At 70.8% G+C, this 26,695-nt stretch carries 27 protein-coding genes; 9 read left to right on the top strand and 18 right to left on the bottom strand.

Features of this window, described 5'->3' with window-relative positions:
- The 3 genes from E1218_RS22590 to E1218_RS22580 all read right to left on the bottom strand — a co-directional run.
- Window positions 1-1,395 (bottom strand): chromosomal replication initiator protein DnaA (locus tag E1218_RS22590; RefSeq protein WP_233712390.1); only part of this gene is annotated, 1,395 nt, incomplete at its 3' end.
- Window positions 1,396-1,430: 35 nt separating this feature from the next.
- Window positions 1,431-2,627, bottom strand: coding sequence for a class I SAM-dependent RNA methyltransferase (locus tag E1218_RS22585; protein ID WP_132323314.1), 1,197 nt, complete (start codon window positions 2,625-2,627; stop codon window positions 1,431-1,433).
- A 115-nt stretch (window positions 2,628-2,742) separates the two neighbouring features.
- Window positions 2,743-4,773, bottom strand: coding sequence for an APC family permease (locus E1218_RS22580; protein WP_132323312.1), 2,031 nt, complete (start codon window positions 4,771-4,773; stop codon window positions 2,743-2,745).
- A gap of 121 nt (window positions 4,774-4,894) precedes the next feature.
- Between E1218_RS22580 and E1218_RS22575 the strand changes: the two genes are divergently transcribed.
- Window positions 4,895-5,557 (top strand): potassium channel family protein, encoded by a 663-nt coding sequence (locus E1218_RS22575; protein ID WP_132323310.1) that lies wholly within the window; start codon window positions 4,895-4,897, stop codon window positions 5,555-5,557.
- Window positions 5,557-6,231 (top strand): potassium channel family protein, encoded by a 675-nt coding sequence (locus E1218_RS22570; protein WP_132323308.1) that lies wholly within the window; start codon window positions 5,557-5,559, stop codon window positions 6,229-6,231. The genes E1218_RS22575 and E1218_RS22570 overlap by 1 nt, the downstream gene beginning before the upstream one ends.
- 39 nt (window positions 6,232-6,270) lie before the next feature.
- Here the strand turns inward: E1218_RS22570 and E1218_RS22565 are convergent, their stop codons facing one another.
- The 4 genes from E1218_RS22565 to dut form a co-directional block, all read right to left on the bottom strand.
- Complete coding sequence (locus E1218_RS22565; protein ID WP_132323306.1) at window positions 6,271-7,155, bottom strand: DUF3159 domain-containing protein; 885 nt, start codon at window positions 7,153-7,155, stop codon at window positions 6,271-6,273.
- The gene (locus E1218_RS22560; RefSeq protein ID WP_132323304.1) at window positions 7,148-7,537 is read right to left on the bottom strand and encodes an OB-fold nucleic acid binding domain-containing protein; all 390 of its coding nucleotides are present in this window, start codon (window positions 7,535-7,537) and stop codon (window positions 7,148-7,150) included. The genes E1218_RS22565 and E1218_RS22560 overlap by 8 nt, the downstream gene beginning before the upstream one ends.
- Window positions 7,538-7,556: 19 nt before the next feature.
- Window positions 7,557-8,204 carry a DUF3710 domain-containing protein gene (locus tag E1218_RS22555; RefSeq protein WP_132323302.1) on the bottom strand — a complete coding sequence of 216 codons (648 nt, stop codon included), beginning with the start codon at window positions 8,202-8,204 and terminating at the stop codon, window positions 7,557-7,559.
- A 97-nt stretch (window positions 8,205-8,301) separates the two neighbouring features.
- Window positions 8,302-8,754 carry a dUTP diphosphatase gene (gene dut / locus E1218_RS22550; protein WP_132323300.1) on the bottom strand — a complete coding sequence of 151 codons (453 nt, stop codon included), beginning with the start codon at window positions 8,752-8,754 and terminating at the stop codon, window positions 8,302-8,304.
- A gap of 52 nt (window positions 8,755-8,806) precedes the next feature.
- On the opposite strand from dut, the gene E1218_RS22545 reads away from it, so the two are divergent.
- Both E1218_RS22545 and E1218_RS22540 read left to right on the top strand, forming a co-directional pair.
- Window positions 8,807-9,262 carry a DUF3093 domain-containing protein gene (locus E1218_RS22545; protein ID WP_132323298.1) on the top strand — a complete coding sequence of 152 codons (456 nt, stop codon included), beginning with the start codon at window positions 8,807-8,809 and terminating at the stop codon, window positions 9,260-9,262.
- 28 nt (window positions 9,263-9,290) lie between these two features.
- Window positions 9,291-9,614: a DUF4235 domain-containing protein gene (locus E1218_RS22540; RefSeq protein WP_132323296.1), complete on the top strand. Its 324-nt coding sequence runs from the start codon at window positions 9,291-9,293 to the stop codon at window positions 9,612-9,614.
- A gap of 85 nt (window positions 9,615-9,699) precedes the next feature.
- Here the strand turns inward: E1218_RS22540 and E1218_RS22535 are convergent, their stop codons facing one another.
- From E1218_RS22535 to E1218_RS22525, 3 genes are all read right to left on the bottom strand, one after another.
- Window positions 9,700-9,999 carry a DUF4193 domain-containing protein gene (locus tag E1218_RS22535; protein WP_130379292.1) on the bottom strand — a complete coding sequence of 100 codons (300 nt, stop codon included), beginning with the start codon at window positions 9,997-9,999 and terminating at the stop codon, window positions 9,700-9,702.
- 284 nt (window positions 10,000-10,283) lie between these two features.
- Entirely contained in the window at window positions 10,284-11,084 is an 801-nt protein-coding gene (locus E1218_RS22530) for an inositol monophosphatase family protein (protein WP_132323294.1), read from the bottom strand.
- Window positions 11,081-12,154, bottom strand: a complete 1,074-nt coding sequence (locus E1218_RS22525; RefSeq protein ID WP_132323292.1) for a ferrochelatase — start codon at window positions 12,152-12,154, stop codon at window positions 11,081-11,083. Before E1218_RS22525 ends, E1218_RS22530 begins: the two co-directional genes overlap by 4 nt.
- Window positions 12,155-12,257: 103 nt before the next feature.
- On the opposite strand from E1218_RS22525, the gene E1218_RS22520 reads away from it, so the two are divergent.
- Window positions 12,258-13,457, top strand: a complete 1,200-nt coding sequence (locus E1218_RS22520; protein WP_132323290.1) for an MFS transporter — start codon at window positions 12,258-12,260, stop codon at window positions 13,455-13,457.
- A gap of 60 nt (window positions 13,458-13,517) precedes the next feature.
- On the opposite strand, the gene E1218_RS22515 is transcribed toward E1218_RS22520, so the two are convergent.
- Window positions 13,518-14,135, bottom strand: a complete 618-nt coding sequence (locus E1218_RS22515) for a trimeric intracellular cation channel family protein (RefSeq protein WP_233712388.1) — start codon at window positions 14,133-14,135, stop codon at window positions 13,518-13,520.
- A 55-nt stretch (window positions 14,136-14,190) separates the two neighbouring features.
- Between E1218_RS22515 and E1218_RS22510 the strand changes: the two genes are divergently transcribed.
- Complete coding sequence (locus tag E1218_RS22510) at window positions 14,191-15,225, top strand: phosphotransferase family protein (RefSeq protein WP_132323286.1); 1,035 nt, start codon at window positions 14,191-14,193, stop codon at window positions 15,223-15,225.
- 4 nt (window positions 15,226-15,229) lie between these two features.
- Window positions 15,230-16,063: a formate dehydrogenase accessory sulfurtransferase FdhD gene (gene fdhD, locus E1218_RS22505; protein ID WP_132323285.1), complete on the top strand. Its 834-nt coding sequence runs from the start codon at window positions 15,230-15,232 to the stop codon at window positions 16,061-16,063.
- On the opposite strand, the gene E1218_RS22500 is transcribed toward fdhD, so the two are convergent.
- Both E1218_RS22500 and E1218_RS22495 read right to left on the bottom strand, forming a co-directional pair.
- Window positions 16,047-18,815: an AAA family ATPase gene (locus E1218_RS22500; protein WP_132323283.1), complete on the bottom strand. Its 2,769-nt coding sequence runs from the start codon at window positions 18,813-18,815 to the stop codon at window positions 16,047-16,049. The genes fdhD and E1218_RS22500 overlap by 17 nt on opposite strands.
- Window positions 18,812-19,942 (bottom strand): metallophosphoesterase family protein, encoded by a 1,131-nt coding sequence (locus E1218_RS22495; RefSeq protein WP_132323281.1) that lies wholly within the window; start codon window positions 19,940-19,942, stop codon window positions 18,812-18,814. The genes E1218_RS22500 and E1218_RS22495 overlap by 4 nt, the downstream gene beginning before the upstream one ends.
- A gap of 115 nt (window positions 19,943-20,057) precedes the next feature.
- Between E1218_RS22495 and E1218_RS22490 the strand changes: the two genes are divergently transcribed.
- Together E1218_RS22490 and E1218_RS22485 are read left to right on the top strand one after the other, a co-directional pair.
- Entirely contained in the window at window positions 20,058-20,615 is a 558-nt protein-coding gene (locus E1218_RS22490) for a GNAT family N-acetyltransferase (protein ID WP_132323279.1), read from the top strand.
- Window positions 20,608-21,105 carry a phosphatase domain-containing protein gene (locus tag E1218_RS22485; RefSeq protein ID WP_132323277.1) on the top strand — a complete coding sequence of 166 codons (498 nt, stop codon included), beginning with the start codon at window positions 20,608-20,610 and terminating at the stop codon, window positions 21,103-21,105. Before E1218_RS22490 ends, E1218_RS22485 begins: the two co-directional genes overlap by 8 nt.
- Here E1218_RS22485 and E1218_RS22480 read toward each other — a convergent pair whose 3' ends face one another.
- The 5 genes from E1218_RS22480 to E1218_RS22460 form a co-directional block, all read right to left on the bottom strand.
- A complete protein-coding gene (locus E1218_RS22480) occupies window positions 21,106-22,782 on the bottom strand; it encodes an ABC transporter substrate-binding protein (RefSeq protein ID WP_132323275.1) in 1,677 nt (558 codons plus the stop codon).
- Window positions 22,783-22,791: 9 nt separating this feature from the next.
- On the bottom strand, window positions 22,792-23,766 hold the full coding sequence (locus E1218_RS37815; protein ID WP_132323273.1) for an ABC transporter ATP-binding protein: 975 nt from the start codon (window positions 23,764-23,766) through the stop codon (window positions 22,792-22,794).
- Complete coding sequence (locus E1218_RS22470; protein WP_132323271.1) at window positions 23,759-24,757, bottom strand: ABC transporter ATP-binding protein; 999 nt, start codon at window positions 24,755-24,757, stop codon at window positions 23,759-23,761. The genes E1218_RS37815 and E1218_RS22470 overlap by 8 nt, the downstream gene beginning before the upstream one ends.
- A complete protein-coding gene (locus E1218_RS22465; protein ID WP_132323269.1) occupies window positions 24,750-25,748 on the bottom strand; it encodes an ABC transporter permease in 999 nt (332 codons plus the stop codon). The genes E1218_RS22470 and E1218_RS22465 overlap by 8 nt, the downstream gene beginning before the upstream one ends.
- On the bottom strand, window positions 25,748-26,695 hold a 948-nt coding region (locus E1218_RS22460; protein ID WP_233712387.1), incomplete at its 5' end, for an ABC transporter permease. The genes E1218_RS22460 and E1218_RS22465, both read right to left, overlap by 1 nt.

Raw genomic sequence — 26,695 nt, 5'->3', positions numbered from 1 at the left:
GTGATGAGGCGTGCCTGACCTGGGAGCCGGGTGATCCGGGGTCTCCGTGGTGGGCGCCGGGTGGGGCTCGTCTGTGGTGCGCGCCGGGTGGGCCGCGCCTGCGGGGGCCTCCACCCATTGGCCGTTGATCCAGGCCGGGCCTTCCCATTCGCGAGCGGATGGGGAGGGGTCCGCGAAGGGGTTGTACTCGCCGGTGGCGTCCTGGTCGGACCAGGACGGCTGTTCGGCGGTTTCCCAGTCCTGGTCGTCGGCCGACTGGTACGCGGCTACAGGGGCGTCGGCGAAGAGGCTGGCGTAGAAGTCCTCGCCTTCGTGGACGCCGCCGCCTACGCGGGGTGGCTCGGAGGACGGCAGGGCGCCGTACGGGAGGCCGGTGCCGATTTCACCCTCCGGCAGGTACGTGCCGGGTGCAGGTCCGCCCGGTGGCGTCTCGGGCGTGGAGGGAGCGGGCTCGGGCGCGTCGTCGTACCTGCGCCGCCGCAGCCAGCCCTGCTTCTTCGCGACGACGCCGTAGTCGCCGGAGCGCGGAGCCTGGTACGGCGTCTGCTCGTACTTCGGCCCCGGCTCGACCGTGTGCGGCTCCGGCTCGGCGGCGACCGCGTCGTCGATCGGCTGGCCGGTGAAAGGGCTGATGCCCGGCGGGACGACGTACGACTCCCCGTCCTCGTCCGAACGTCCCTCGGTTGCTTCCATCACGAGATCTTCAACGACCGAGACCTCGGCTGTGTCAGGGTCGTCGGGCAACCGATCGGTGACTGCAAGGTTGAAGTCCTGGGCGGCGGCCACGCCGGCGGGCAGATCCGGTTGCACCGGCGACCGCGGGTCGATGCCGAAGCGGTCGAAGAACTCCCCGAGCACGTCGACCGTGATTCCGGACTCCGCCGCCGTCCGGATCAGCTGCACGCCGTGCGGCTGCAGCTCGTCCAGGCCGCCGAGGTAGTCGGACCACTCGGCGACCCACTCGATCAGCTCGGCGGCGGCCTCCTCGTCCGAGGTGATCCACTGCGCGATCGGGGCGAACCCGTCGTCGAGCGGCTGCCACGGGTCCCCCGGGTAGGACGCCCGCGCCCACGTCCCGTTGAACGCGCCGTACACGAACCCCAGCTCGCCCGCCGAGATCAGCCGGCGCACCTCCGGCCGGCCGATCCAGTCCGGCGAACCGGCGAGCAGGTCGGCCCCGGCCGTCCGGCTGTGCTGGGTGTGGAAGCCGAACAGCACCGCCCGGCCGTCGTCGAGCCGGACCATCCGCAGGATCGATCCGGTCTCGTCCTGGTGGTGGTACCCGTGCTGGTCGGCGTACCACCGGCGGTCGTACCCGGTGGCATGGGCGACCGCGGCGAGTGCGCTCCAGCGGGCGCGCAACTCCTCCGGGTCGTCCAGGTCAACGAGCGGCATCAGGTCTCCAGCGCATCGGAATCCAGGCCAGAACGCTACCTGAGCGCCCCCGCGCCCGCGACTTCACCGTCCACAGGCTCCAGGATCGCCACGCACTCGATGTGGTGGGTCATGCCGAACAGGTCGAACGCCCGGAGGGACGCGATTCCGTAGCCGAGGCGGCCGAAGATCTTCAGGTCGCGCGCCAGCGCCGCCGGGTCACACGCGACGTAGGCCACCCGCCGGGGGGTCAGCGCCGCGATCCGCCGTACGACGTCCTTCCCGGCACCGGTCCGCGGCGGGTCCAGCACGACCAGGTCCACGTGCTCGAGACCCTGCCCGGCAGCCGTGTTCAGCACGCGGTCGACGTCACCGGTCTCCAGCGTGACACCCGGCAGATCGTGCAGATTCCGCCGGGCGTTCCGGACAGCGTCCTTGTCACCCTCGATCGCCAGCACCGGGCACCCGGCCTCGGCCAGGAACGCCGCGAACAGCCCCACACCGGAATAGAGGTCGAGAGCGGTCTCCCCCGGGACAGGCTCGAGCCCACTCAGTACGGCGTCCACCAGCGTCTCTGGAGCGGCGGGATGCACCTGCCAGAACCCACCGGCCTCCACACGGAACCGCCGGCCCCGCACCACCTCGACCACCCGGCCACCCGGGTCCGAGTCGGTCAGTACGGCGGTCTTGCCCTCGGACGACACCACACTCTGCACCGACGCCACGCCCGGCCACCGTCGCCCCAGCACGTCCGGACTGTCCGGATGGGCGATCAGGCACTTGTCGATCTGGATCAGGTCGTGCGACCGGTGCGCGTACATTCCGGGCCGCCCGTCGACCACGGCGTACCGCTGACGGGTCCGCCAGCCCAGGCCGTCGTCGCCCGGCGACTCGATCACCACCGTGCGCTCGATGCCGCCGATCCGCCGCAGCGTGTCCGACACGACGGTGGCCTTCAGCCGCCGCTGCTCGACGACGTTGGCGTGCTGGAAGTCACAGCCGCCGCACAGTCCCGGCCCGGCGTACGGGCAGGGCGGCTCGATCCGCTGCGGTGACGGAGTCAGAATCTGCACGGCGTCCGCCCGCAGGTACTTCGCGTTCTGCTCGGTGATGCGAGCGTGGACCAGCTCACCCGGCAGCGCGTGCCGGACGAAGACCACCTGCCCCTCGTACCGGGCCACACAGTGTCCCCCGTGTGCTACTGGTCCCACTTCCAGCTCGACTACCGTCCCGACGAGGTTTTCGCCGGTCATGGGGCCTCCCGTCCTGGACTGAGGAGTGGAGGGAGCGGAGCGACCGGAGCGACGAGGGAAGGACGGGAGTTACAGCCCCATGACCTGCCGCGACGGAGTCGCGCCATCAATACTGTCACCGATCTCCTGACGCCTTGCGGGCTCCACGCCGTACCTGGCCTGCCACCCGCTCCTTCCGGTCCTGCCGCTCCTCGGCTGCCTGTGAGGAGAGCAGCTGGTAAGGAACGGACGTAACCATCACACCAGGTGTGAACAAGAGGCGCCCCTTGAGCCGCAGCGCGCTCTGGTTGTGCAGGATGTGCTCCCACCAGTGCCCGACGACGTACTCGGGGATGTAGACCATGACCACGTCCCGCGGCGAGGACCTCCGGATGTCCCGCACGTACTGCAGGATCGGCCGGGTGATCTCCCGGTACGGCGAGGCCAGCCGCTTCAGTGGGACCGGGATGCCCCGGCGGTCCCACTCGGCCTGCAGCGCCTCCGACTCGTCCCGGTCCACGTCGACCGTGACCGCCTCGAGCATGTACGGCCGGGCCGCCTTGGCGAAGGCCAGCGCCCGCAGGGTCGGCTTGTGCAGCTTGGACACCAGCACGATCGAGTGCACCCGCGACGGCAGCATCAGCTGCTCGTCGCCCTCGACCGCCATCTGCTTGCTGACCGCGGTGTAGTGCCGGCGGATGCCCTTCATCATCAGGAACAGCACCGCCATCGCGATGATCGCGATGTAGGCGCCGTGGGTGAACTTGGTCAGCAGGACGATCACCAGGACGACGCCGGTCATGGTGAGACCGATCGTGTTGATCGTCCGGGACCGGTGCATCTGCCGCCGCCGGGCGCTGTCGGTCTCGGTCTTCAGCAGCCGGGTCCAGTGCCGGACCATGCCGGTCTGGCTGATCGTGAACGAGACGAACACGCCGACGATGTACAGCTGGATCAGCCGGGTGACCTCGGCGTCGAAGGCGACGATCAGGAAGATCGCGAACGCGGCCAGGATGAGGATGCCGTTGCTGAACGCGAGCCGGTCGCCGCGGGTGTGCAGCTGCCGCGGCAGGTAGCCGTCGCGGGCCAGGATCGAGCCGAGCACCGGGAAGCCGTTGAACGCGGTGTTCGCGGCCAGCACCAGGATCACGCCGGTGGCCGCGGCGACCAGGTAGAAGCCCGGTGAGAAGTGGTCGAAGATGCCCTTGGCCAGCTGACCGATGACCGGGTCCTGGTGGTAGCCGGGGCCCAGCGGCACGCCGTTCTGCGTCAACTGGGTCGCCGGGTCCTCGGCGAAGCGCACCTTCATCACGTTCGCCAGCCAGACGACGCTCATCATCATCATGATCGAGATGCAGCCGAGCAGGAGCAGCGTGGTGGCGGCGTTCTTGCTCTTCGGCTTCCTGAACGCGGGCACACCGTTGCTGATGGCCTCGACCCCGGTGAGCGCCGCGCAGCCGGAGGAGAACGCCCGCAGCACCAGGAACGCCATCGCCAGACCGCCGGCGCCCTGCACGAACGGGCTCTCCGGGGCGATGTCGAAGGCCGCGGTCTCGGCCTCCGGCAGGTTCCCGAACAGCAGTCGCCCGAACCCGAACGCGACCATCCCGAGGATCGTGACCATGAAGACGTACGTCGGCACGGCGAAAGCCGCGCCGGACTCGCGGACGCCCCGCAGGTTCATCGTGGTCAGGAACAGCACCGCGACCACCGCCGCGGTCGCCTGGTGACCCTCCAGCGAGGGGATCGCCGAGGCGGCGTACTGCGCTGCCGACGAGATCGACACGGCCACGGTGAGCACGTAGTCGACGAGCAGCGCGCTGGCCACGGTCAGCCCGGCCGTCGGCCCGAGGTTGACGTTGGCCACCTCGTAGTCGCCGCCACCGGACGGGTAGGCGTGCACGTTCTGCCGGTACGACGCCACCACGACGAGCATCACCAGGGCGACGCCGATCGCGACCTTCCAGGAGATCGTCAGCGCGGTCAGGCCGGCCAGCGACAGCGTCAGGAAGATCTCGTCGGGCGCGTAGGCGACCGACGACAGCGCGTCGCTGGCGAAGACCGGCAGGGCGATGCGCTTGGGCAGCAGCGTCTCACCCAGCTGGGTGCTGCGCAGCTTGCGGCCGAGCAGCAGACGCTTGCCGATGTCGCCGAGAGCGGGAGTCACACCGGTGATGTTAGAGCCAACCCCGGTCCGGTGATGTCGGCGGGAGCCCCCAGGCGGTGTAGCGTCTATCCCTGCCTAACCGATGCGAGTGGCCCCAGGTGGGGCAAGGAGTGATCAGCGAGTGCACGTCGTCATCATGGGCTGCGGCCGGGTCGGCTCGACGCTCGCGCGAACGCTGGAGAAGCGGGGCCACACGGTCGCGATCATCGACCAGTCCGCCGACTCGTTCCGCCGGCTGAGCCCGAACTACACCGGCCGCACGATCACCGGGATGGGGTTCGACCGGGAGATCCTGATCGAGGCCGGGATCGAGCAGGCGGAGGCGTTCGCCGCGGTCTCCAACGGCGACAACTCGAACATCCTGGCAGCCCGGGTGGCCCGGGAGACCTTCGGCATCAACAACGTGGTGGCCCGGATCTACGACCCGGGCCGCGCCGAGGTGTACCAGCGGCTCGGCATCCCGACCGTCGGCACCGTCCGCTGGACCGTCGACCAGATGATGCGCCGGCTGCTGCCGGAAGGCTCCGAGCCGGAGTGGCGCGACCCGTCGGCCACGGTCCGGCTGGCCGAGGTGCACGTGGACTCGGGGTGGGTCGGCCGGCCCGCCTTCGACATCGAGAAGGCCACCGGCGCCCGGGTCGCGTTCCTGACCCGGCTGGGCCAGGGGCTGCTGCCCAAGGCGGACACGGTCATCCAGGAAGGTGACCTGGTCCACGTCGTGATGCTGGAACGGGACGCCGCCGCGGTCGAGTCCCAACTCGGCACCAAGCCTGAGGAGCTGTGATGCGGGTAGCCATCGCCGGCGCCGGCAACGTCGGCCGTTCGATCGCCGCCGAGCTGCTGGAGAACGGCCACGAGGTGCTGCTGATCGACAAGGACCCGCGGGCGATCAAGGCCGAGTCGGTGCCGCGGGCCGAGTGGCTGCTCGCCGACGCCTGCGAGCTGTCCTCGCTGGAGGAGGCCGCGCTGCAGCGGTGCCAGGTCGCGATCGCCAGCACCGGCGACGACAAGGTCAACCTGGTCGTCTCGCTGCTCGCCAAGACCGAGTTCGGCGTCCCCCGGACCGTTGCCCGGGTCAACCACCCGCGGAACGAGTGGATGTTCAACGAAGCCTGGGGTGTCGACGTCTCGGTGTCCACCCCGCGGATCATGTCCGCGCTGGTCGAGGAGGCCGTCTCGGTCGGCGATCTGGTCCGGCTGTTCACCTTCCGCCAGGGCGACGCGAACCTGGTCGAACTGACCCTGCCCGAGGACTCCCCGATGATCGGCCAGCGGGTCGGCGACATCGACTGGCCGCTGGACACCGCACTGGTGGTGATCCTGCGCGAAGGCCGGGTACTGCGTCCGGACCCGGAAGGCACGCTGGAGCTGAACGACGAGTTGCTGTTCGTCGCGGCCGACGAGACCGAGGAACAGCTCGAATCCATCCTGTCGCCGCACCACCGCCGGTCGGAGTAGGCAGACGAAAGCCCGGGCCGCGACGGCCCGGGCTTTCTGCTACTTCCTGTTCCCGCGGAGCAGATGCGTGACGTGGTCGCGGGCCTCGTCCCACTTGTCCGGTGGCAGCGATCCGCGCAGAACGGCGTACGCGAGCCAGAGCGCGAGGGCGTAGAGCGGGAGACCCATGCCGACCTTCGCGATGCCGAGGGCGTTCAGGCTGTCGACGAGGTACAGCGGCACCTGGACGATCAGGCGAAGCGCGAACAGCGACGCGAAGACCATCGTCGCCCGGGAGAACCCCTTCAGCATCGCCGGGTCCTTGCGCCAGGCCGTGCCGGTCTGGGTGATCACGCCGTACAGGACGCCGAACAGGGGCCAGCGGATCAGAATCGTCAGCGTGTACAGCGCGAAGTACGCGAGGTTCGTGAAGAACCCGGGCAGGTAGACGTCCTTCGCATCGCCCGTCCGGTTCGCGACCCAGGCGGAGATGAGGACGCCGATGAAGCCGCCGGCCACGTTCCGCAGCGGCTGCCTGCGGATCAGCCGCAGAACGGCGACGACCCCGGCGGCCGCGATCGCGACGACCAGCGCGAGCGTCAGGTCGTGGTCGCTGGCGGCGTACACGATCAGGAACGCGATCCACGGCAGGCCGATGTCGAGCAGCGCACCCCAGCCACCGAGCGCGTGGAAGAAGTCCTTGTCCGTCGTCTGCGGCTTCTCCGGCTGGGCGGGCGTGGCCTCGTCCGTGCCGGTAGCCCTGCCCTCGTCCGCGTCACCGTCGCCGGTGAGCACGGTCTCGGCGGCCTCGACCTCAGGGCGCAGCATCTCGACCAGTTGCTCGTCGAGGTGCTCGTCCAACTGCCGGCGCACGCCGTGCTCGGCCTGCTGGTCGTCCTCGACCTGTCGGTGGTCGTCGACCCGGTCTCGCCGAGGGTCAGCCATGCGCTGCCTGCGGGCGGAGCTCGTAGCGCGGGTTGAACATCACCCGGTCGCCGTCCACCACTCCGATCCGTCCGGAGACGATCAATTCGGAGCCGGGATGGATCCCGGCGATCTTGCGCCGGCCGAGCCAGATCAGCTTGACCGAGCCGGTGCCGTCGTACAACTCACCCTCCAAGGCCGGTACGCCGCCGCGAGGGCTGAACGTGATCGTGCGCAGGGTGCCGAACAGCGTGACCATCTCCCGGTCGTGGCAGCCGGTGATCGACCGTGCGCCACAGTCCTGCGCGAAGTCCTGGAGGACCTCGGCGTCCTGCTGCTCCCGGTCGCCGGCCAGCCCCCGGAACGCACGCCGCAGCAGACCTGCGGGTTTGTCGCTACCCATGGTTCGAGTGTAGTCCGTCTCACGCCTCGGGTTCGGCGGCCGGCTGCGCACCCGGCGGGAGCCTCAGCGGCAGCGATTCCCGCACCGCCATCGGCTCGGCGCCGCGGACCACGATGGTGCTGCGCAGCGTCGCCTCCATCGGCGCCGCCGCGTCCGGCTCGACGGCCGCCCGGCCCAGCACGGTGGCCCGGAGCAGCCAGCGCGGGCCGTCCACACCGACCACCCGCGAGGTCTGGCTGAAGATCTGTCCGTCCGGGTCCTCGACCGGGACGACGAGCACGAGCTCGGTGCCGAACGGGCCCTCGGACTCGGTGGCGGTCCCGCCCATCCGGCTGGCCTCGGCGGCGATCTCGCGCCGGACCTCGGACCAGATGCCGGCCGTCTTCGGCGCCGCGAAGGCGCGCAGCTCGAGCGCGGAGTCCTCCAGCACCAGCAGGATCGCCTGCACCTGGCCGGACTGCTCGTCCACTTGGAGCCGCAGCTCCATGCCCGGCTGGCCGGTGATCACCAGTGCCCCCAGGTCGATGCGGTCCTCGGCCTCGAGGACGTCGGCATCGACTTCGGTGGAGTCGAACGGTCCCTCCGCGCGGACGTCCGGGGTGCCGGTGGTTTCCTCGGCAACGGTTGTCTCGGGGTCCTCGTTCTTGGCCTTGCGGCGGAAGATCACTGCCCTTGCCTCTGCTTCTCGATCGGTACTGCCTGGTTCCTGAGTTCGTACAGCCGCCGTAGTCTCGCGCATCCGCCGGTCCAACGGATGCACCTCCTCAGCGTGTCACACCACCGAAACCGCCGGTCGAGCCGTGCCCCCCGTCACCGCGAGCCGACCCCGGCAACGTGGCCACCTCGACGAACCTGGCCTTCTCCACCTGCTGGATCACCAGCTGCGCGACCCGGTCGCCGCGCTTCAGGGTGATCCCGGCGTGCGAGTCCAGGTTGATCAGGCAGACCTTGATCTCGCCGCGGTAGCCCGCGTCCACGGTGCCTGGTGCGTTCACCAGCGTCACCCCGTGCTTGGCCGCCAGCCCGGACCGCGGGTGCACGAACGCGGCGTACCCGTCCGGGAGCGCGATCGCGATGCCGGTGCCGACCAGTCCGCGCTCCCCCGGCTCGAGGGTGAGGTCGGTGGTCGCCACCAAATCCGCGCCGGCGTCGCCGGAATGCGCGTACGACGGGAGCGGCAGGTCGGGGTCGAGTCGCTGAATCAGAACCTCGGTCACGAGAGGCGACCCTATCGACCCGGCCGCGCCGGTCACATGCCAGGCTGGCCCTGTGACCAGCTATCGCGAGCGTCTGAGCGTGCCGGTGTCCTGGTGGATCGTCGCGACCGCCCTGGTCGTCACCCTGTTCGTCATCGTCGCCGTACCGGTCGGGATGTTCGGCGGTGCCTTCGTCGGCGGCCTCGCCGGGCTGGTGCTCGTCCTCTCCTACCTCCAGTACGGCGGCGCCCGGGTCGAGGTGGACGCGCAGCAACTCCGGGCCGGCCGGGCCGTCATCGACCGGGTCCACCTCGGCACGGTCGAGGCGCTGACCGGGGACGACGCGCGGCACGCGTTCGGGCGGGACTGCGACCCGAAGGCGTACCTGCTGCTGCGCAGCTACGTGAAGGGGGCGGTGCGGGTCGAGATCACCGATCCGCACGACCCGGCGCCGTACTGGGTGATCTCCACGCGCCGCCCGGAGGGGTTGGCAGCAGCGCTGACGGGGCACAGCGTGACAAGATCCTGACTGTCGGGGAGTGCGTTAGGAGGCTGTTGTGGTCGGAGCAAAGATCGGCTGGAGGCTGGTGCTGGCCGCGTTCACGCTGGCGGTGGGCCTGGTCGCGAACAAGGCGATCAACACGGCCTGGAAACTGGGCGCGGGCGGGAAGCCGCCGAAGGGCGGCCAGGGCAGCTACGCCGAGGTGGTCAGCTGGGCGGTCGCCAGCGGCGCCGCGGCGGCGGCCGCGAAGCTGTTCGCCGAACGGCGGGCGGCGGAGTACTACCTGAAGTCCACCGGACACCCGCCTCCCGGGTATGAGCAGGACGCGACCGCCCGCCTGGTGAAGAAGGCGGACACCGGACTGGTGAAGACGGACTGATCGGGCAGTCCGGACAGAACACAGCGGGACCGCCCCCGGGTCGGGGACGGTCCCGCTGTGGTCGTAGCGAAGAAGGGCGGCGGCGTCAGGCTGCGCAGTCGCGGCAGATCAGCTGCCCGTTCTTCGTCTCCGCGAGCTGGCTGCGGTGGTGAACCAGGAAGCAGCTCGAACAGGTGAACTCGTCGGCCTGGCGCGGGAGCACCCGCACCGCGAGCTCTTCGTGGCTCAGGTCGGCACCGGGCAGCTCGAAGCTCTCGGCGGCCTCGGCCTCGTCCTCGTCGACCTTGCCGGAGTTCTTGTCGTGACGGCGAGTCTTCAGCTCCTCGATCGACTCTTCGGATGCGTCCTCGTCCGTCTTGCGCGGGGCGTCGTAATCAGTCGCCATGGTGTTCCCTGCCCTCTTCGTACCCGTGGTGTTGCCTGCTGAGCCCTTGAACGGGTAGAGCGGCCGAGAAATTCCGCAGCGGAATCCTTCGTCCCCCGAAACCCTTGACAGCCAGGCCGGGACCGGCAACTACCGTTCCCGAGGACGGGATTGTGCCCTATCAGGCGCCCTACGCGCGCGTCGGGGTCCACCTTCCGGCCGGCGTGTCGTCACAAATGTCAGTACCGAACACGAGAATGCTCATGAGTGCGCGGTACTGCGCATTAAAGTGCAATCAGCGACGTTTACGCGCGCAACGGGTCCGTCGCCGCCAACAAGTCGTGAAACGCGTCGAAGAGCGCCGGGCCGGCCGCGATCGACATCTCCGGCGACACGGCGGCCCCGTTCAGCCCGCCGACGGCCGCGCCGGCCTCCGCCGCGATCAGCACTCCCGCACCGTAGTCCCAGGGATTCAGGCCGCGCTCGTAGACCGCGTCCAGCCGGCCGCAGGCGACGTAGCAGAGGTCGAGCGCGCCGACGCCGATCCGGCGGATGTCGCGGACCTCGGTGATCAACCGCTGGACGACCTGCGCCTGGATCTTGCGCCGAACCGGGTCGTACCCGAACCCGGTGCCGACCAGGGCGGTACTCAGCTCCGTGCACCCCGACACCTGGATCGGCCGCCCGTCCAGGAACGCGCCACCGCCCTTGGTCGCGGTGAACACCTCTCCCTTGGGCGCGTCCACGACCACACCGGCGACAGTCTCCCCGTCGTACTCGACCGCGATCGAGACGGCGTACGTCGGGATGTCGTACAGGTAGTTCACGGTGCCGTCGATCGGGTCGACCACCCAGCGCACGCCGCTGGTGCCGGCCACGTCGTCACCCTCCTCGCCGAGGAACGAGTCGTCCGGGCGGGCCTGCAGGACCCGGGCCCGGATCAGCTCCTCGGACTCCCGGTCGACCGCGGTGACCACGTCGGTGACGGTGCTCTTGGTGTCGGCGACCGTGATCGTGCCGCGGCGGCGTTCGACGATCAGCCGCGCCGCCTCCTCCGCCACCTCCACGGCCAGCTTGAGCAGCGCTTGGGGATCTTCGGAGGTCATGCGGATTCCTTCACTGGTCGAGTCGGTCGTCGCAGGGGTGGGCAGCAGTCGTGGCGGCAGTCGTCCCAGGCCGGGCCGAGCCGGCCGGCGCACGGCCGGGCCGGCTGCTCGCCGCGTTCGGCCGCGGCGCGCTCCACGACCAGGTCGCGCAGCATGGTGACGAACTGCTCGTCCGTGCCGGGCGTCGCCGCCCGGGCCATCGGCAGGTGCAGCTTCTCGGCCGTCGCGGCGGCCTCGGTGTCGAGGTCGTAGATGACCTCCATGTGGTCGCTGACGAACCCGATCGGTACGACGGCCACGCCCGGTACGCCGTCCGCCGCGAGCGACTCCAGGTGGTCGTTGACGTCCGGCTCGAGCCACGGCACCTGCGGCGGGCCGGACCGCGAGCAGTAGACCAGGTCGCTGCGCCGGGGACGTCCGGTCCGGCGCTCGATCTCGGCGTCGATCTCGGCCGCCACGTCGAGGTGCCAGTCGACGTACGCGTTGCCGTCGGGTCCGCTGGTGGCGTTCATCGCGGTCGGGATGGAGTGCGTCACGTACGCGATCGCGGAGCCCTCGGGGAGTTCGTCGAGCGCCTTCGCGGTCGCCTCGACGAAGGAGCCGACGAAACCGGGGTGATTCGCGTAGTGCCGGAGTTTGTCGATCCGGGGCGCGTCCGGAACCTGACGGTCCGCGTCCCCGAGGTTCTCGCGGTACTGCCGGCAACCCGAGTACGAGGGGTAGGCCGACGTCACGATCACCACGGCCCGGCGGATGCCGTCCTCGGCCATCTCGCGCAGCGTGTCGGTCAGGTACGGCGCCCAGTTGCGGTTGCCCCAGTAGATCGGCAGGTCGAGCCCGATCTCGTCGAACGACGCCCGCAGGGCGGCGAGCAGGGCCCGGTTCTGGTCGTTGATCGGGCTCTTCCCGCCGAACGCGTAGTAGTGCTCGCCGACCTCCCTGAGCCGCTCGTCCGGGATCCCCCGGCCGCTCGTCACGTTCTGCAGGAACGGCAGCACGTCGGCCGGCTTCTCCGGCCCCCCGAAGGACAGCAACAGCACCGCGTCGTACGGCGAAGCATCCACTGGCATGCTCCAAGTTTCTCAGCCGGGTGGTGAGACCGGTCGGGCGGGCGTCGGTGAAATGGATGCGCGGCCGCGGACCGGCGACGGTTAGGGTGTTCCCCGGTCCCTCATGCTCAAGCCCTATGTCCATCTGATGCGCCGTCCCGGTGCGAGTGCGTTCTTCACCGCCGGGGTCCTGGGGCGTATGCCGATCTCGATGATCGGTCTCGGCATCGTCATCCTGATCGCCCGGGAGAGCGGCTCGTACGGCCTGGCCGGCGCGGTCTCCGGGGTCGCCGTGATCGCCGGCGCACTGACCGGCCCGGTACAGGGGCGGATGGTCGACCGGTTCGGGCAGCGCACGCTGCTGATCGTCGGCTCGGTGGTCTGCACGGTCGCGCTCGCCGTGCTGCTGGTCGCCGTCCGGGCCGGTTCCGCCACCTGGGTGCTCTACCTGCTGTCGTTCGTTGCCGGTGGCACCCGTCCGCAGGTGGGCTCGTTCGTCCGCGCCCGCTGGACCCACCTGCTCGGCCGCGGCCGGGCGCTGCAGACCGCGTTCGCGCTCGAGGCGGTCGGGGACGAGGTCGTCTTCATCGTCGGCCCGGTGGTGGTCACCGCGCTGGCCACCCAGGTCAGTCCGTACGCCGCCCTGGCCGCGGCCGGCGTACTCGGACTGGCCGGTGGCATCTGGCTGGCGCTGCTGCGGGCGTCCGACCCGCCGGGCCGCGGCAAGTCCGACGGCACCGAGCAGGCGCCACTGCCCTGGGTCTCGATCCTGCTGCTCAGCCTGATCGGTCTCGGCCTCGGGGCGACGCTGGGCGGCGCGGAGGTCATCACTGTCGCGTTCGCCATCGAGAAGGGCCGGGCCGGTCTGGCCGGCGTCGTACTGGCGGTGTGGGCATTCGGGAGCCTGCTGGCGGGCCTCTGGTACGGCTCGGTGCACTGGCGCGCACCGGTTGAGCGACGACTGCTGATCGGCACCGTCGCCCTGGCGATCACGCTGGCGCCCCTCCCCTGGGTCAACAGCGTGTTCCTGCTCGGTGTGGTGCTGTTCGGCTGCGGCATGACGATCGCGCCGACCATGGTCGCGGTCACCGCCTGCGTGGAGGAGTGGGTCCCGCCGCAGCGGCTCACCGAAGCGATCACCTGGACGGTCACCGGCATCCTCCTGGGGGTTGCCCCGGGCAACGCCGCGGCCGGCCACGCCGTCGACCTCTGGGGCCCGTCGGACGCCTACTGGGTACCGTTCGCCATCGGCGTCGCCTGCGCGCTGGTGGCCGCCATCTCGATCACCTTCGCGCGCCCGAAGACCCGGTTCGCGCACAACTAGCTCCGAGGGGGAGTGTGCGGCTGTGGGCTTGCGACCCACTCGATCGGGTGGGCGGCGCCGTCACGGCGTGCGGGGTAGCGGCGCGTTCCAGCCACGCCGGATGGCCAGCAGGCGGATGGTGAAGCAGATCACTGCCGCGGCGATCGGCACCCAGAGCGCGTAGTAGTCCAGCGCCGCGGCGAGCACCACGATGCCGGCGCCGAGGAACGCCGGGGTCGCGTAGATCTCCGACCGCAGGACGACCGGGACACGCCCACTGAGAACGTCGCGGATGACGCCGCCGCCGATCCCGGAGATCGTTCCGATCAGGGCGGCGGACAGCGGCGACAGGTCGTACTCGATCGCCTTCAGCGCGCCGGTCACGCAGAACAGCGCGAGACCGGCTGCGTCGAAGATGTTCACCAGCCGCTCGAGCCGGCCGATCCCGGGATGCAGGAAGAACGTCAGCAACCCGGCCGCCACCGGGACCGCCAGGTACCACCAGTCCAGCAGCGCGGCCGGCGGCGTCGCCCCGATCAGCACGTCCCGGACGAAGCCTCCGCCGAGCCCGGTGACGAGCGCGAGCACCAGGATCCCGAACACGTCGAGCTTCTTCCGTACGCCGACCAGCGCGCCGGTGATCCCGAACACGAAGATCCCGGCCAGATCGAGCACATGCAGGACCACCGATCCACTCACCCTCGCACGGTAAACCACAAGCGCGCGGCCACCGCGGCGCTCTATGGTCTGGGACATGAGCGGAGCTCCGCAAGTCGACTACACGGCCACCTCCTCGCGACCCGGCTGGGAGACGCTGCCGCTCGGGCTGCGGGAGAACCTGGCCGTTGCCCTGGGCAGCGAGGTTGCCGAGTCGGGCAGGCCGGTCGGCTCCGGGTTCACCGGTGGGTTCGCGGCGCCGGTCCGGCTGGCGGACGGGCGGCGGGTGTTCGTGAAAGCGTCCGACGACACGTTGCACTCGTACCATGCCTACCAGCGCGAGGCCGAGGTCGTGCCGCGGTTGCCGACGGCGGTCCCCGTCCCGGCCGTCGTGGCCACCGCCCACTTCGACGGCGTTCCGGATTCCTTCGCACCGCGCGACACGACGTCGGCCGGAGGCGGCCGGAAGTGGTTCGCGGTGGTGTCGGAGTGGGTCGACGGGCGGATGCCCGGGAACCTGTGGACGGCCGCCGACTTCGACGTCGTGACCGCGATGTGCGAGCGGATCGCGGCGGCGATGGACCCGAGTCCGTTCGACGGGTTGACGAGCTTTCTGAGCGATCTCGGCGAGGACGACTCGCCGTTGCAGACACCCGCCCGGATCCTGGCCCGCGAGCAGCCGCTGCCGACCGGCCTCCAGCCGTGGACGCCGACAGTGCTGCCCGAGCTGGTCGACCTGATCGGCCTGGCACCCGAGGCGTTGGCCGGCGAGACCGCGACGCACAGCGACCTCAGGCCCGACAACATCCTGATCGACGGCGCCGGCACCTGCTGGACCGTCGACTGGAACTGGCTCGCGCTGGGACCGCGGTGGATGGACTGGGTGGGTCTGCTCCCGGTGGCCCGGCACCACGGCATCGACACGGCCGCCGCGATCCGCAGGTGTCCGCTGACGGCCGGCGTACCGGCCGATCATCTCGACTGCTTCGTCGCGGCGGTGGCGGCGTACATGATGACGAGGGCGGACGCGCCGCCACCGGTCGGCTGCACACCGGCGCTGCGGGAGCACCAGCGGTTCTACGCCTGGACGTTCCTCGACTGGCTCGCGGTACGGCGCGGGTGGCTACGGTAAAGGTATGACTAAAGGTCCGACCACGCGGTTCAAGGTCGAGGTGCTGGACGGCGACCGGACGTCCCGGCGCGAGGACGTCGTCGTCACCGAGGAGCCGCTCGAACTGCGGCTGGAGTGGCCCGGCCGCCCGCCCGAACCGCTGGTGGTGACGATGCGGACGCCGGGGGCGGACTTCGAGCTCGCGGCCGGGTTCTGCCTCGGCGAGGGGTTCGCGATCCGGCCGGACGCGATCCGGACCGTTGCCTACTGCACCGATGTGGCGCTGACCCGGGAGCAGCAGTTCAACACCGTCACGGTGACGTTCGACGGACCGCCCGACCGGGAGCCGCCGCAACGGTACGGCGTGACGTCGGCGGCCTGCGGTGTCTGCGGCCAGCAGAGCCTCGACGAGCTCGCCGAGCGCGACTACGCCCCGGTCGACCCGGTACAGGTGCCGGTCGACGTCGTCCGGCGGCTGCCGGACCTGCTGCGGGAGGGCCAGCCGACGTTCACCCGGACCGGCGGGCTGCACGCCGCCGGGCTGTTCACCGCCGACGGCCGGAAGGTCGTGGTGAAGGAGGACGTCGGCCGCCACAACGCCGTCGACAAGGTGGTCGGCTGGACCGTGCTGAACAACCACAGCCGGCAAGGTCTCGTCCTGACCGTGAGCGGCCGTGCCGGGTACGAGATCATCCAGAAGGCCGTCGCCGCCGGGATCGGCATGGTCGTCGCGGTCGGCGCCCCCTCCAGCCTGGCCGTCGACCTGGCCCGCCGCTTCGACCTCACCGTCGCCGGCTTCACCCGCGGCGACCGCTGCGTCGTCTACAGCGCGCCCGGGCGGATCACCCGTCCAGCTTGATGAAGGTGGCCTTCGGGACGTACTCGTAGCGGTCCGGCATGCAGGTCAGGATGATGATCTGCCCGTGGTCGCCGGCCCGGCCCAGGAGCGCGCCTATGTCGCGCAGGCGGGCCTTGTCGGACCAGCCGAGGGCATCGTCGAAGATGACCGGCACACTGCCCTCGCCGGTGCTGACCAGGTGGCTGATCGCCAGCCGGGTGATGATCGCCAACTGCTCCTGAGCACCCGTCGACAGCGCCTCGACCGGCAGTCGCGCGCCGTCCAGCTCGCGCTCGGACACGGCGAGGTCGTCGTCCAGCCACACCCGGAACGACGGTCCGTAGACACTCCGGCCGAGGGCCTCGATCCGGCTCTGCAGCGGCTCGGAGTACTTCGTCTGCGCCTCGGCCCGGTGCCGGCTCAAGGTCTCGAACACCCGGCGCGCCGCGTCCGCCCGGCGCCGCAGGCTCTCGTGCTCCGCCCGTACCGCGGCCGACTCGAACTCGGCCAGATCGCGCCGGGTCGCCAACCCGTCCCGGCCTGACTGCTCCAGCCTGCCCTCGGTCGTCCGGAGCGCGTCGCGCAAGGTGTCCCGCTCGCTGTGTAGCCGACCGGCCACCGCCAACGCGTCCGCCAGCTCACCGGCGACCTGGTCTGCCCCGGCCTCGTCAACCTGCTCCTGGACCGCGGTCAGCTCCTCGAGCACGGCCTCGACCTCAGCGGTCGCCGCACTCTCGGCCGCGGCGACGGCATCGTCGTCCAGGACGGACCGAGCCGCCTCCAACGCCTCGATCGCGGCGGCCAGGCGTTCCGCGGCGATCTCCGAGCGCGCCCGCGCGTTCTGCGCCTCGGACCGATCCTCGTCGGCCGCCTTCCGGGCCTGCGCGGCCGCGAACTCCGCGTCCCGCAGCAACCGCTCGGCCTCGGCCAGCCCGTCGCGCGCCTCTTCCAGCACGCGCTGCGCACCCGACAGGTCGTCAGGCTCGCTCGCCGGCGGCTCGAAGTCCTCGAACAGCGTGTCGTGCGGCGAGGCGAACTCCTCGAACAACGACATCTGCCCCGGCACGCCCTCGACCGCGGGCTGCTTGCTGGTCTCCTCGCCCTCGGCCTCGTCGTCCGCACCGACACCGAGCCGCGCGGTCAGCACCGCGATCCGCTCCCCCGGGTCCCCTCCGGCGGTCAGCGAGCGCTCGGTCCGCCGGGCCTCGTGCAGCTCGGCCGTGGCCGTGTCCGCCTTGCGCAACACCTCCCGCGCCGCGGCAACGTCCTTGACTCCGGCCTTCTTCAGCAGGTCCTTCTCGCGCCGGACCGCCTCGTCCACCCGGGACCGCAGCGTCGCGGCTTCCCCACCCGCCCGGACGGTCACCTCGACCTGTCCCGGTACGCCGAGCACCAGCTCACCGGAGACCAGCAGCTCGGCCGACTCGTCGAAGCCGAGCTCCGCCGGTACCGTTCCCGCCGGGCAGTCCAGCCCGGTCCCGGACAACTCGACCGGCTCGGCGCCGAGTCGCCGTACGGACACCTCCGGGACTCCGGCCGCGAGCGCGGCGCGGGCCTCGACCACCGCGGCGTGCGCGTCCTCCAGCGCGGCGACCAAGGCGTCGTCGACCTTGATCCGGTCCAGGATCGTCCCCGCCGCGGCGATCCGGGCCCGGACGTCGACCAGCTCGGACTGCTGACCGAGCAGCCGGTCGAGCTCGGCGCGGTCCATCAGCTCCGAGACCCGGCGCTCCGCCTCCTGGACGTCGGTACGCCGGGCGTCCTTGAGCTCGACCACTTCGGCCAGGGCCGCCTCGGCCGCGTGCAGTGTCTCGGCCGCTGTCCTGGCGACCGTCTCCGCATCGATCCGGCGTTCGGTCAGCTCGGCGTCGGCCTTGGTGAACCGATCGACCTCGTCGAGCAGGCGTTCCCGCTCGACCCGGGTCCTGGTGTGGTTCTCCAGCCGGGCGCGGGCGGTCTCGGCCCGGTGCCGGACGGCGTCGCGGCGGAGCAGGATCTCGTCGGTCGCCTTCTTGCGTTCGCGCAGGTCCTCGACCGTGCCGAGGTGATCGGTGAGCCGGCCGCTGACGTCCTCGAGGTCGAGCGCCAGCCGCTCGGCCCGCCGGATGTCCTGCTGGACCTCCTCCATCGCCTTCAGCGCCTGGGCCTCGGTCAGCTCGGCAGCGACCACCGCCTTCTCGGACCTGGCGAAGTCCCCGGTCGCCCGGCCGCCGCGCGTCCAGTAGCGCAGGTACTCGTGCTCGACGGCCGTCACCAGCGGCATCGACGCGCCGTCGACCGGCGTCCCCGACTCCGCGGTCACCGCGGTGATCAACGGCTCGGCGTCGGCCGGCGTCGGCAGCACCAGCGACTGGCCCTGGCTGACCATCAGCGTCTGCCACAGCACCGGATCGACGTGCTGGTGGAAGAGCCGCTCGGCCTCGTTGTGCGCCTCGCGGCCGGTCCACGACTGCCGGCGGCCGTCGGGCTCGACGATGGTCAGCTCGGTGGAGCGGTTCTTCAGCCATCGTTTCGTGTAGGTCAGCTCGCGGCCGCCGAGGGTGAGCTCGGCCGTCACCTCCGGCCCGACGTCCTGGCCGACCGGCTGGATGTCGCGGATCCGGGTCGACTTCGAGTCGTCCGGCAGGTCGAAGACGAGGCCGAACGCCTCGACCAGGCTGGACTTGCCGACCTCGTTGTCGCCGACCACCACGGTGGTGCCGAGCGCGGGCAGCCGAACGGTACGGTCGGCGACGCCGCGGAAGTTCCGCAGCGTCAGGGAGTGCAGCCTCATCCCGCGTCCCGGGCCAGTCGGTGCATCAGCGACAGCGCCGCGCCGGCGCCCTCGTCACCGGCCGCCAGCGCCTGGCGCAGCTCCTCCATCGCGGCCCGCGCCGGCCCGCTCAGCTGCAAGGCGTCGAGGTCGGCCGCGTCCGGGGCCGGCCGGACGGTCCAGAACTTGGCCCACCGCTCGACACTCGCGAAGACCTCGCCCTGCGCGTCGATGATCATGTCGAGCCGGCTGTGCAGCGGAAGCGGCAACGAGCCGTCGCCGGCGAGCCGGACGTACGTCCGCTCCTTCTCCGGCAGCTCCGCGAACCAGTTCTCCAGCGCCTGCAGCGACTCCTCGTCGAACAGCTCGACCCGGTGGTCGACCATGTGCCACGCGCCGACCCGCACCGGCTCGACCTCGATCGCGCCGGCGCGGATCGTCACCTCGAGCACGTTCCCCGGGGCGTCCTCCTCGGGTGAGGTGACCTCCTGCGTGCCGGCGAACCAGATCCGCTCGGTCACCCGTGTCGTCGAGTGCCGGTCGCCGAGACCGACGTACTGCACGCGGCCGTCGGCGACCGCTGCCTCGAGCGCGGCCTGGTCGATGGTCGGTACGTCGGACATGCCGCCGCTGAGACTGGTCAGCTGGCCGTGCGCCAGCAGGATCCGGGTGACGCCCGGTGCCGCGGGCTGCAAGTCGGCGTATCCGGGTGCGGCCGGGTCCGACAGTGGGCGGCGCGACCGCCACGGCGCACCGACGATCTCGACACCGGGAACGATCTCCAGCGGCGTGGTGTCGGTCAGCACGGTCACGTGGTCGGGGGCGTGGGCCTGCCACTGCGCCGACGTCCACAGCGAGCCGGGCTCGAGGGCGTCGTGGTTGCCGGGCAGGAGTACGACCGGGACCGGGATCCGCTTGAGCGCTTCGCAAGCCCGCAGGATCGTCTGCCGCTCGACCTGGTTGTGCTCGAACACGTCCCCGGTGACCACCACGAAGGCCGCTCCGGAACTGGTTGCGACGTCACCGATCCGCGCGACAGCGTCCAGCCGGGCCTGACCCCACCGGGCCTGACCGTCCGGCCCCAGGAACCGGCGCATCATCCCGAGCTGCCAGTCCGAACTGTGCAGAAACGTGATCGACTCTTCCATCGCGCTGAGAACGCTAACCCGCCCCACCGACAACCACCCAACCCAACACACCCCAACTCCCACACCGGCCACACTCCGGACGCCCGGCTGCGCTCCCGGTCCGGATAATCGCGGTGTGGACAGCTACCTGGAGACCGAACGACTGACTCTGCGCCGGTTCACCGAGGCGGACCTGGACCTGCTGGCCGCACTGGACTCCGATCCTGAGGTGATGCGCTTCCTGACGGGGCAGCCGACGCCACCGGACGAGGTGGCGAACGTCGTCCTGCCGGGGATCCTGCGGATGTACGACGAGCAGCCGGGACTGGGGACGTTCGCGGCCGAGCAGAAGGCGGACGGCGAGTTCGTCGGGTGGTTCGGCCTGCAGCCGACCAAGGAGGCCGGGACCGTGGACGTCGGGTACCGGCTGAACCGGGTCGCCTGGGGCAAGGGGTACGCCACCGAGGGCACGAAGGCGCTGATCGACAAGGCGTTCGGCGAGCTCGGCCTCGACCGGGTCGTCGCGGACACGATGGCGGTCAACCACCGGTCCCGGGCGGTGATGCGCCGGTCCGGGCTGCGGTTCGTCCGGATCTTCCACGAGCACTTCGGCGACCCGCTGCCCGGCAGCGAGTTCGGCGAGGTCGAGTACGCCGTCGACCGCCGGACCTGGGAAGCTGGACGACGTGCCTGACGACCAACGCCCGTACGCCGTCCTGGACATCGACGCGACGCTGTCCGACACCAGTGAGCGGATCCACTTCCTGCAGAGGCGGCCGAAGGACTGGGACTCGTTCTTCGCGCACGCCAAGGAGGACGCGGTCCTCGACGAGGGCCTCGCGGTCGCCACCACGCTCGCGGCCGACCACGAGATCGTCTACCTGACCGGCCGGCCCGAGCGCCTGCGCCGGGACACGCTGAAGTGGCTGAAGGACAACGGCTTCCCGGACGGAAAGGTGTACATGCGCGGCAACACCGACCGCCGTCCGTCCGTGATGATGAAGCTCGGCCGGCTCAAGCGACTGGCCGAGCAGCGGCCGGTCGCCGTCCTGGTCGACGACGACGTCAAGGTCTGCGCCGCGGCCGAGAAGGCCGGCTACCCGGTGATGAGGGCCGACTGGGGACTCGATGCCGAGACCCAGCCGACCCTCTTCGAGGCCCAGGAGAAAGAGGGCCGGACGTAGCTACCTGCTCAGGCCGACGGTCAGCACGTTCGGGTACGGCGGGTACGGCGGCAGGAAGAAGTTCTGCACCTTCGACCCGTGGAGGAACGCGTTCCGGGCGTAGATCAGCGGGACGACCGGCGAGTCGGCCATGATCTGCTTGTCGATCGCCGTCCACTGCCCGGCCGCCGTGCTCCGGTCCGGCTCGGCCGTGGCCGCGGCGATGGCGGTGTCCACCGCCGGGTTCGAGTACCGCGACATGTTGTAGCCGCCGTTGCCGGCCTCCGACGACGCAAACAGCGGCTGGATGTTGCCGAGGGCGCTCGGGAAGTCGGGCAGCCAGCTCGACACGGTCAGGTCGAAGTCGGGCTTGTTGCCGGTGACCAGGTCGGTCAGCGGCTCGTAGTCCAGCGGCCGGATGCTGACCGTGATGCCGGCTCGCTTGAGACCTTGCTGGATCGCCTGCGCGACGGCGAGGTTCGTCGGTAGGTTCTCGGCCACCATCACCAGGTTGAGGTTGCTCACCCCGGCGGCCGCGAGCATCGACTTCGCCTTCTCCGGGTCGCCCTGCGGCGGTGCCGGGTACAGGTCGTACTTCTCGTAGCCCTCGATCCCCGGCGTGATCAGGGTGGTCGCGATCTCCCCGCCGTACTCCGGGCCGCCCTCGGCGACCTGGACGGCCTGCTTGTCGACGGCGTACTGGATCGCCTTGCGGACCTCGGGGTTCGCCAGCGCCGGGCGCTTGGTGTTCATCGCCAGGTACTGCAACGCACCGGACGGCGACGTCGCCACCCGGGACTTCACCGCCGGGTTGCCGGTGACCGTCGGGATCAGCGCGGCCGGCACCGACACCCCGGTGGACGCGGCGAACTTGTCGTCACCGGCGTCCGCGATCAGCCGCTGGTTGACCACGTCGGGTTGCAGGCCCATGTCGAGCACGATCGCGTCCGGCAGCCCGGTCCGGGCCTCGTCGGTCGCCTTGTCCCAGTTCGGGTTCCGCTCCAGCTCGAGCTTGGAGCCCGGGGCGTACGACTTCACCTGGTACGGACCGCTCGCGACCGGGTCCTCGCCGTAGTGCGCCGGGTCCTTGTCGGCGGCCTTGGGCACCGGCGAGAACGCCGGCATGCTGACCACCCACGGCCAGTCGCCGAACGGCTTGTTCAGCCTGAAGACGATCGTGGAGTCGTCCGGCGTCTCGACCGACGCCAGCTGCGCACCCTTGTAGGGACCGGAGTACTTGTCCCCGCCGACCAGCAGCGACTTGTGGTAGCCGAGACCGCCGGACAGCTCGGGCGCGAACGACCGCTCGATGCCGTACTTGATGTCAGCGGCAACGATCGGCGACCCGTCGGCGTACTTGAGGCCTGGCTTCAGCTCGTATGTCCAGGTCTTGCCGCCGTCAGTGACCTGGCCGGTGTCGGTGGCGAGGTCGGGGACCAGCTCGGCCGCCTTGTCGGGCGACGTCTTCCACGACGTCAGGCCGCGCAGCACCAGGTGGATCGTGCTGGTGCCCAGGTTCTGGCTCTTGGCCGGGTCGAGGCTGATCTCCTTGCTCGTGCTGAGAACGTGGAACGTGCCACCGGCCTCGGCGGCCGCGGTGGTGCCGCCACCAGGGGTGGACTGGTTGTTGGCGTTGCAGGCGGCCACCGCCAACGCCAACGCGGCCGCAACCGCGACCGCTCGGGTGATGCGCTTCATCGGTTCCTCTCAGAGGGTGGGGGTCTCAGGGAAGTAGCAGGCGGCCCGGTGTTCGGTGCTGCCCTCGACGGGTTCGAGCACCGGCCGCTTCGTCGCGCAGACGTCCTCCGCCTTGTAACACCGGGTCCGGAACGGACACCCGGACGGCGGGTCGATCGGGGTCGGCACGTCGCCGGACAGCACGATCCGGTCCCGCTCGGCGCCGGGCTCCGGCACCGGTACGGCGGACAGCAGCGCCTTCGTGTACGGGTGCGCGGGAGCCGAGTACACCTCGGCCGCCGGCCCCTCCTCCACGATCGTGCCCAGGTACATCACCGCCACCCGGCTGGCGACCTGACGGACGACCGCCAGGTCGTGGGCGACCAGCACGTACGAGAGGCCGAGCTCGTCACGGAGATCGGCCAGCAGGTTCAGCACCTGCGCCTGCACGGAGACGTCGAGCGCGGACACCGGCTCGTCACAGATCAACAGTTCCGGCTGCACGGACAGGGCCCGGGCGATTCCGATCCGCTGGCGCTGACCGCCGGAGAACTCGTGCGGATACCGCTCGAGATGCTCCCCGGACAGCCCGACCTGCCGGAGCAGGTCGACCAGCTGGGCGCGGGTCGGACGGACGCCCTGGGCCCGGAACGGCGTGGTCAGGATGGTTCCGACGGACTGGCGCGGGTTCAGTGACGCCTGCGGGTCCTGGAACACCAGCTGGATCTTGCGCCGGACCGGCCGCAGCTTTCGTCCACGGACCTTGGTGACGTCCGCGCCACCGATCGCGACCGTCCCGGCGGTCGGGTCGAGCAGCCGGGTCGCCACCCGGGCCAGCGTCGACTTCCCGGAGCCGGACTCGCCGACCAGGCCGACCGTCTCGCCCTTGCGGACGACGAAGTCCACCCCGTCGACGGCCCGGACCGCCTTGCCCTCGCGCCACGGTGCGCCGCGGACGCCGAAGTACTTGCGGACGCCGTCGAGGCGGAGCAGTTCGTCAGGCATCGGCCGGCCTCCGGCCCAGGTGGCAGGCGGCCTCGTGGTCGCCCTCGCCCGGTCGCGGCGTGAGCTCGGGACGCTCGGTGACACAGCGTTCACCGACGCGTTCGGCGTACGCGCACCGCGGCTGGAACGGGCAGCCGGTGGTGATCGACCCCGGCGACGGCGGCGTACCCGGGATCGTGGCCAGCCGCGGCCTCGGCGGGACGTCGACCCGCGGCACCGCACCGAGCAGGCCCAGGCTGTACGGATGCGCCGCCCGGTGGAACAGGTCGCGGACGGTCCCCCGCTCGGCCGCGCGGCCGGCGTACATGACGAGGACGTCGTCCGCGGTCTCGGCGACCACCCCGAGATCGTGCGAGATCAGCACGAGCGCCGTACCGAACTCCGCCTGGACGTCCGCCAGCAGCCGCATGATCTGCGCCTGCACGGTGACGTCGAGCGCGGTGGTCGGCTCGTCCGCGATCAGCACCTTCGGGTTGTTCACCAGAGCCATAGCAATCACGACCCGCTGCCGCATTCCCCCGGAGAACTCGTGCGGATAGTTGCCGGCCCGGCGGGCCGCGCCCGGGATGCCGACCAGGTCGAGCAGCTCCACGGCCCGGCGGCGGGCCTCCTTCTTCGAGACCGAGTGGTGCAGGCGGTACGCCTCGGCCACCTGCCACCCGACGGTGTAGTACGGGTTCAGCGCGGACAGCGCGTCCTGGAAGACCAGCGCGATGTCGTTGCCGCGGATTGCACGGAGCTCGTCGGCGGGCAGGCCGACGAGCTCGCGGCCGTCGAGCAGCACCTCGCCCTTGACGTCCGCGTTCGCCGGCAGCAGGCCCATCACGGCGGCCGAGCTCACGCTCTTGCCCGAGCCGGACTCGCCGACGATCGCCAGCGTCCGGCCGGGCGCGACCGCGAAGTCGATGCCGTCGACCGCGGGGACCAGACCGTTCTCGGTCCGGAACGTCACGTGCAGGTCGTGAACCTCGAGCACGGGCCGGTCAGCCATGGCTCACCCTCGGGTCGAGCGCACCGTGCACGATGTCCACCAGCAGGTTCGCGAGAATGATCAGGAACGCCGAGAACAGCGTCGTACCGACGACCACGGCGACGTCCAGCTGGCCGACCGCGCTGAGCAGCAGCTCGCCGAGGCCCTGCATGCTGAACACCTTCTCGGTCAGGATCGCACCGCCGAGCAGACCGCCCAGGTCGAGCCCGAACAGCGTCACGATCGGCACCAGCGCGCCGCGCAGCCCGTGCCGCAGCACCACCCGTGACTCCCCGGCGCCCTTCGCCCGGGCGGTGGTGATGTGGTCGAGGCTGAGCTCCTCGAGCATCTGTGCCCGGGTCAGCCGGATGTACGCCGCCGCCTGGATCAGCGCCAGCACCAGCCAGGGCGTGATCAGGTGCCACGCCCAGTCGACCGGGCTCTCGGTGAACGGGACGTAGCCGTTGACCGGGACCATGTTCAGCCAGAACCCGAACACCAGGATCGCCAGCAGGCCGACCAGGAACGACGGCGACGCGACGCCCACCAGCGCGAAGCCGACGGCCAGCCGGTCGAGGAGCCTGCCCCGGTTCAGCGCGGCGACGACCCCCAGGGACACACCGATGAGCAGCCAGAGCACCGCCGCGCCGAGCGCGATCGACGCGGTCACCGGCAGCCGCTCGATGATCAGCGTGGTGACGGGCCGGGCCAGCGGGAACGAGTAGCCGAAGCACGGTGCGTTGCAGTGCACGGCCGCCGTACCCTCGCCGAAGGTCCGGCCGGCGAAGACGCCCTTGAGGAAGTTCAGATACTGCTGGAGCGTGCTCTGGTCCAGCTGCATGAAGTGCCGGGCCTGTTCGAGACGGTCCGGCGTACAGGGTTTGCCACAGGCCAGGTGGGCCGGGTCGGCCGGCAGCGCGTAGAAGATCAGGTAGACGGCGAGGCTCAGCGCGAGCATCACCAGGATCGCGGCGGCCAGCCGCCGGACGACGAACCAGGCGAGGTCGGGCATCAGCCGGCCCTCCGCATCCGGACGTCGAACGCGTCCCGGATCCCGTCACCGAGCAACGTGAACCCGAGGACGGCGAGGAACAGCGCCGCCCCGGGGAAGGCCAGGAACCACGGGTCGGCGCCGGTGTAGACCCAGACGATCGAGTCGGAGATCGACCGGCCGAGGCTCGGAGTCGGCGGCGGTACGCCGACACCGAGGAACGACAGCGCTGCCTCGGCGGTGATGTAGCCGGGGATCGCGAGGGTGGCGACGACGAGCACCGGGCCGAGCAGGTTCGGCAGCAGCTCGCGGGCGATGACGTGCCAGCCGGACGAGCCGACGCTGCGGGCCGCCTCGACGAACTCGCGGGCGACCAGCGACTTGGCCTGGTTGCGGATCAGCCGGGCGAGCGTCGCCCAGCCGAACACGCTGAGCACCAGGATCAGCAGCAGCCAGCGCGGGAACGACGCCGGCACGATGATGCCCAGGGCAATCATGAAGACGAGTTGCGGGAAGCCGAACAGGAAGTCGATCAGCCGGGACACGACCGCGTCGTACCAGCCGCCGAAGTATGCGGCGCTGATGCCGACCAGGGTGCCGACCACCGTGGTGACGGCAGTGGCGACGACCGCGATGAACAACGACGTCCGCAGGCCGAGCACGACGACCGAGAACAGGTCGCGCCCGGTCAACGGCTCCACGCCGAACCAGTGGTCGCCGCTCACCCCTCCCAGCGCACCCTTCGGTGCGTTCCCGCGGACGGGATCGAGCAGGTCGATGTGGTACGTGTACGCGTCCTGCCCCGCCAGCCGGACGAGCAGCGGCGCCGCGGCCGCGACCACGATCAGCACGACCACGATGACCACACCGGCACGTGCACTTCGGTCCCGCCGCAACCGGCGCACCGCCTGCCTGGTCGGTGACACGGTCCCGGCGACCGACGAACTCACAAGCACTCCCGACAGATC

Source organism: Kribbella turkmenica (assembly GCF_004348725.1).
Taxonomy (GTDB): Bacteria; Actinomycetota; Actinomycetes; order Propionibacteriales; family Kribbellaceae; genus Kribbella; species Kribbella turkmenica.
The sequence above is the reverse complement of the archived record's forward strand: the minus strand, read 5'-3'. Positions and strand labels throughout refer to the sequence as shown.

Excerpts from the sequence above, each read along its gene's own strand:
- E1218_RS22585 (WP_132323314.1), bottom strand. The coding sequence starts at position 2,627 with ATGACCGGCGAAAACCTCGTCGGGACGGTAGTCGAGCTGGAAGTGGGA.
- E1218_RS22570 (WP_132323308.1), top strand. The coding sequence starts at position 5,557 with ATGCGGGTAGCCATCGCCGGCGCCGGCAACGTCGGCCGTTCGATCGCC.
- E1218_RS22565 (WP_132323306.1), bottom strand. The coding sequence starts at position 7,155 with ATGGCTGACCCTCGGCGAGACCGGGTCGACGACCACCGACAGGTCGAG.
- E1218_RS22560 (WP_132323304.1), bottom strand. The coding sequence starts at position 7,537 with ATGGGTAGCGACAAACCCGCAGGTCTGCTGCGGCGTGCGTTCCGGGGG.
- E1218_RS22535 (WP_130379292.1), bottom strand. The coding sequence starts at position 9,999 with ATGGCGACTGATTACGACGCCCCGCGCAAGACGGACGAGGACGCATCC.
- E1218_RS22530 (WP_132323294.1), bottom strand. The coding sequence starts at position 11,084 with ATGACCTCCGAAGATCCCCAAGCGCTGCTCAAGCTGGCCGTGGAGGTG.
- E1218_RS22525 (WP_132323292.1), bottom strand. The coding sequence starts at position 12,154 with ATGCCAGTGGATGCTTCGCCGTACGACGCGGTGCTGTTGCTGTCCTTC.
- E1218_RS22520 (WP_132323290.1), top strand. The coding sequence starts at position 12,258 with ATGCTCAAGCCCTATGTCCATCTGATGCGCCGTCCCGGTGCGAGTGCG.
- E1218_RS22510 (WP_132323286.1), top strand. The coding sequence starts at position 14,191 with ATGAGCGGAGCTCCGCAAGTCGACTACACGGCCACCTCCTCGCGACCC.
- fdhD (WP_132323285.1), top strand. The coding sequence starts at position 15,230 with ATGACTAAAGGTCCGACCACGCGGTTCAAGGTCGAGGTGCTGGACGGC.
- E1218_RS22500 (WP_132323283.1), bottom strand. The coding sequence starts at position 18,815 with ATGAGGCTGCACTCCCTGACGCTGCGGAACTTCCGCGGCGTCGCCGAC.
- E1218_RS22495 (WP_132323281.1), bottom strand. The coding sequence starts at position 19,942 with ATGGAAGAGTCGATCACGTTTCTGCACAGTTCGGACTGGCAGCTCGGG.
- E1218_RS22480 (WP_132323275.1), bottom strand. The coding sequence starts at position 22,782 with ATGAAGCGCATCACCCGAGCGGTCGCGGTTGCGGCCGCGTTGGCGTTG.
- E1218_RS37815 (WP_132323273.1), bottom strand. The coding sequence starts at position 23,766 with ATGCCTGACGAACTGCTCCGCCTCGACGGCGTCCGCAAGTACTTCGGC.
- E1218_RS22470 (WP_132323271.1), bottom strand. The coding sequence starts at position 24,757 with ATGGCTGACCGGCCCGTGCTCGAGGTTCACGACCTGCACGTGACGTTC.
- E1218_RS22465 (WP_132323269.1), bottom strand. The coding sequence starts at position 25,748 with ATGCCCGACCTCGCCTGGTTCGTCGTCCGGCGGCTGGCCGCCGCGATC.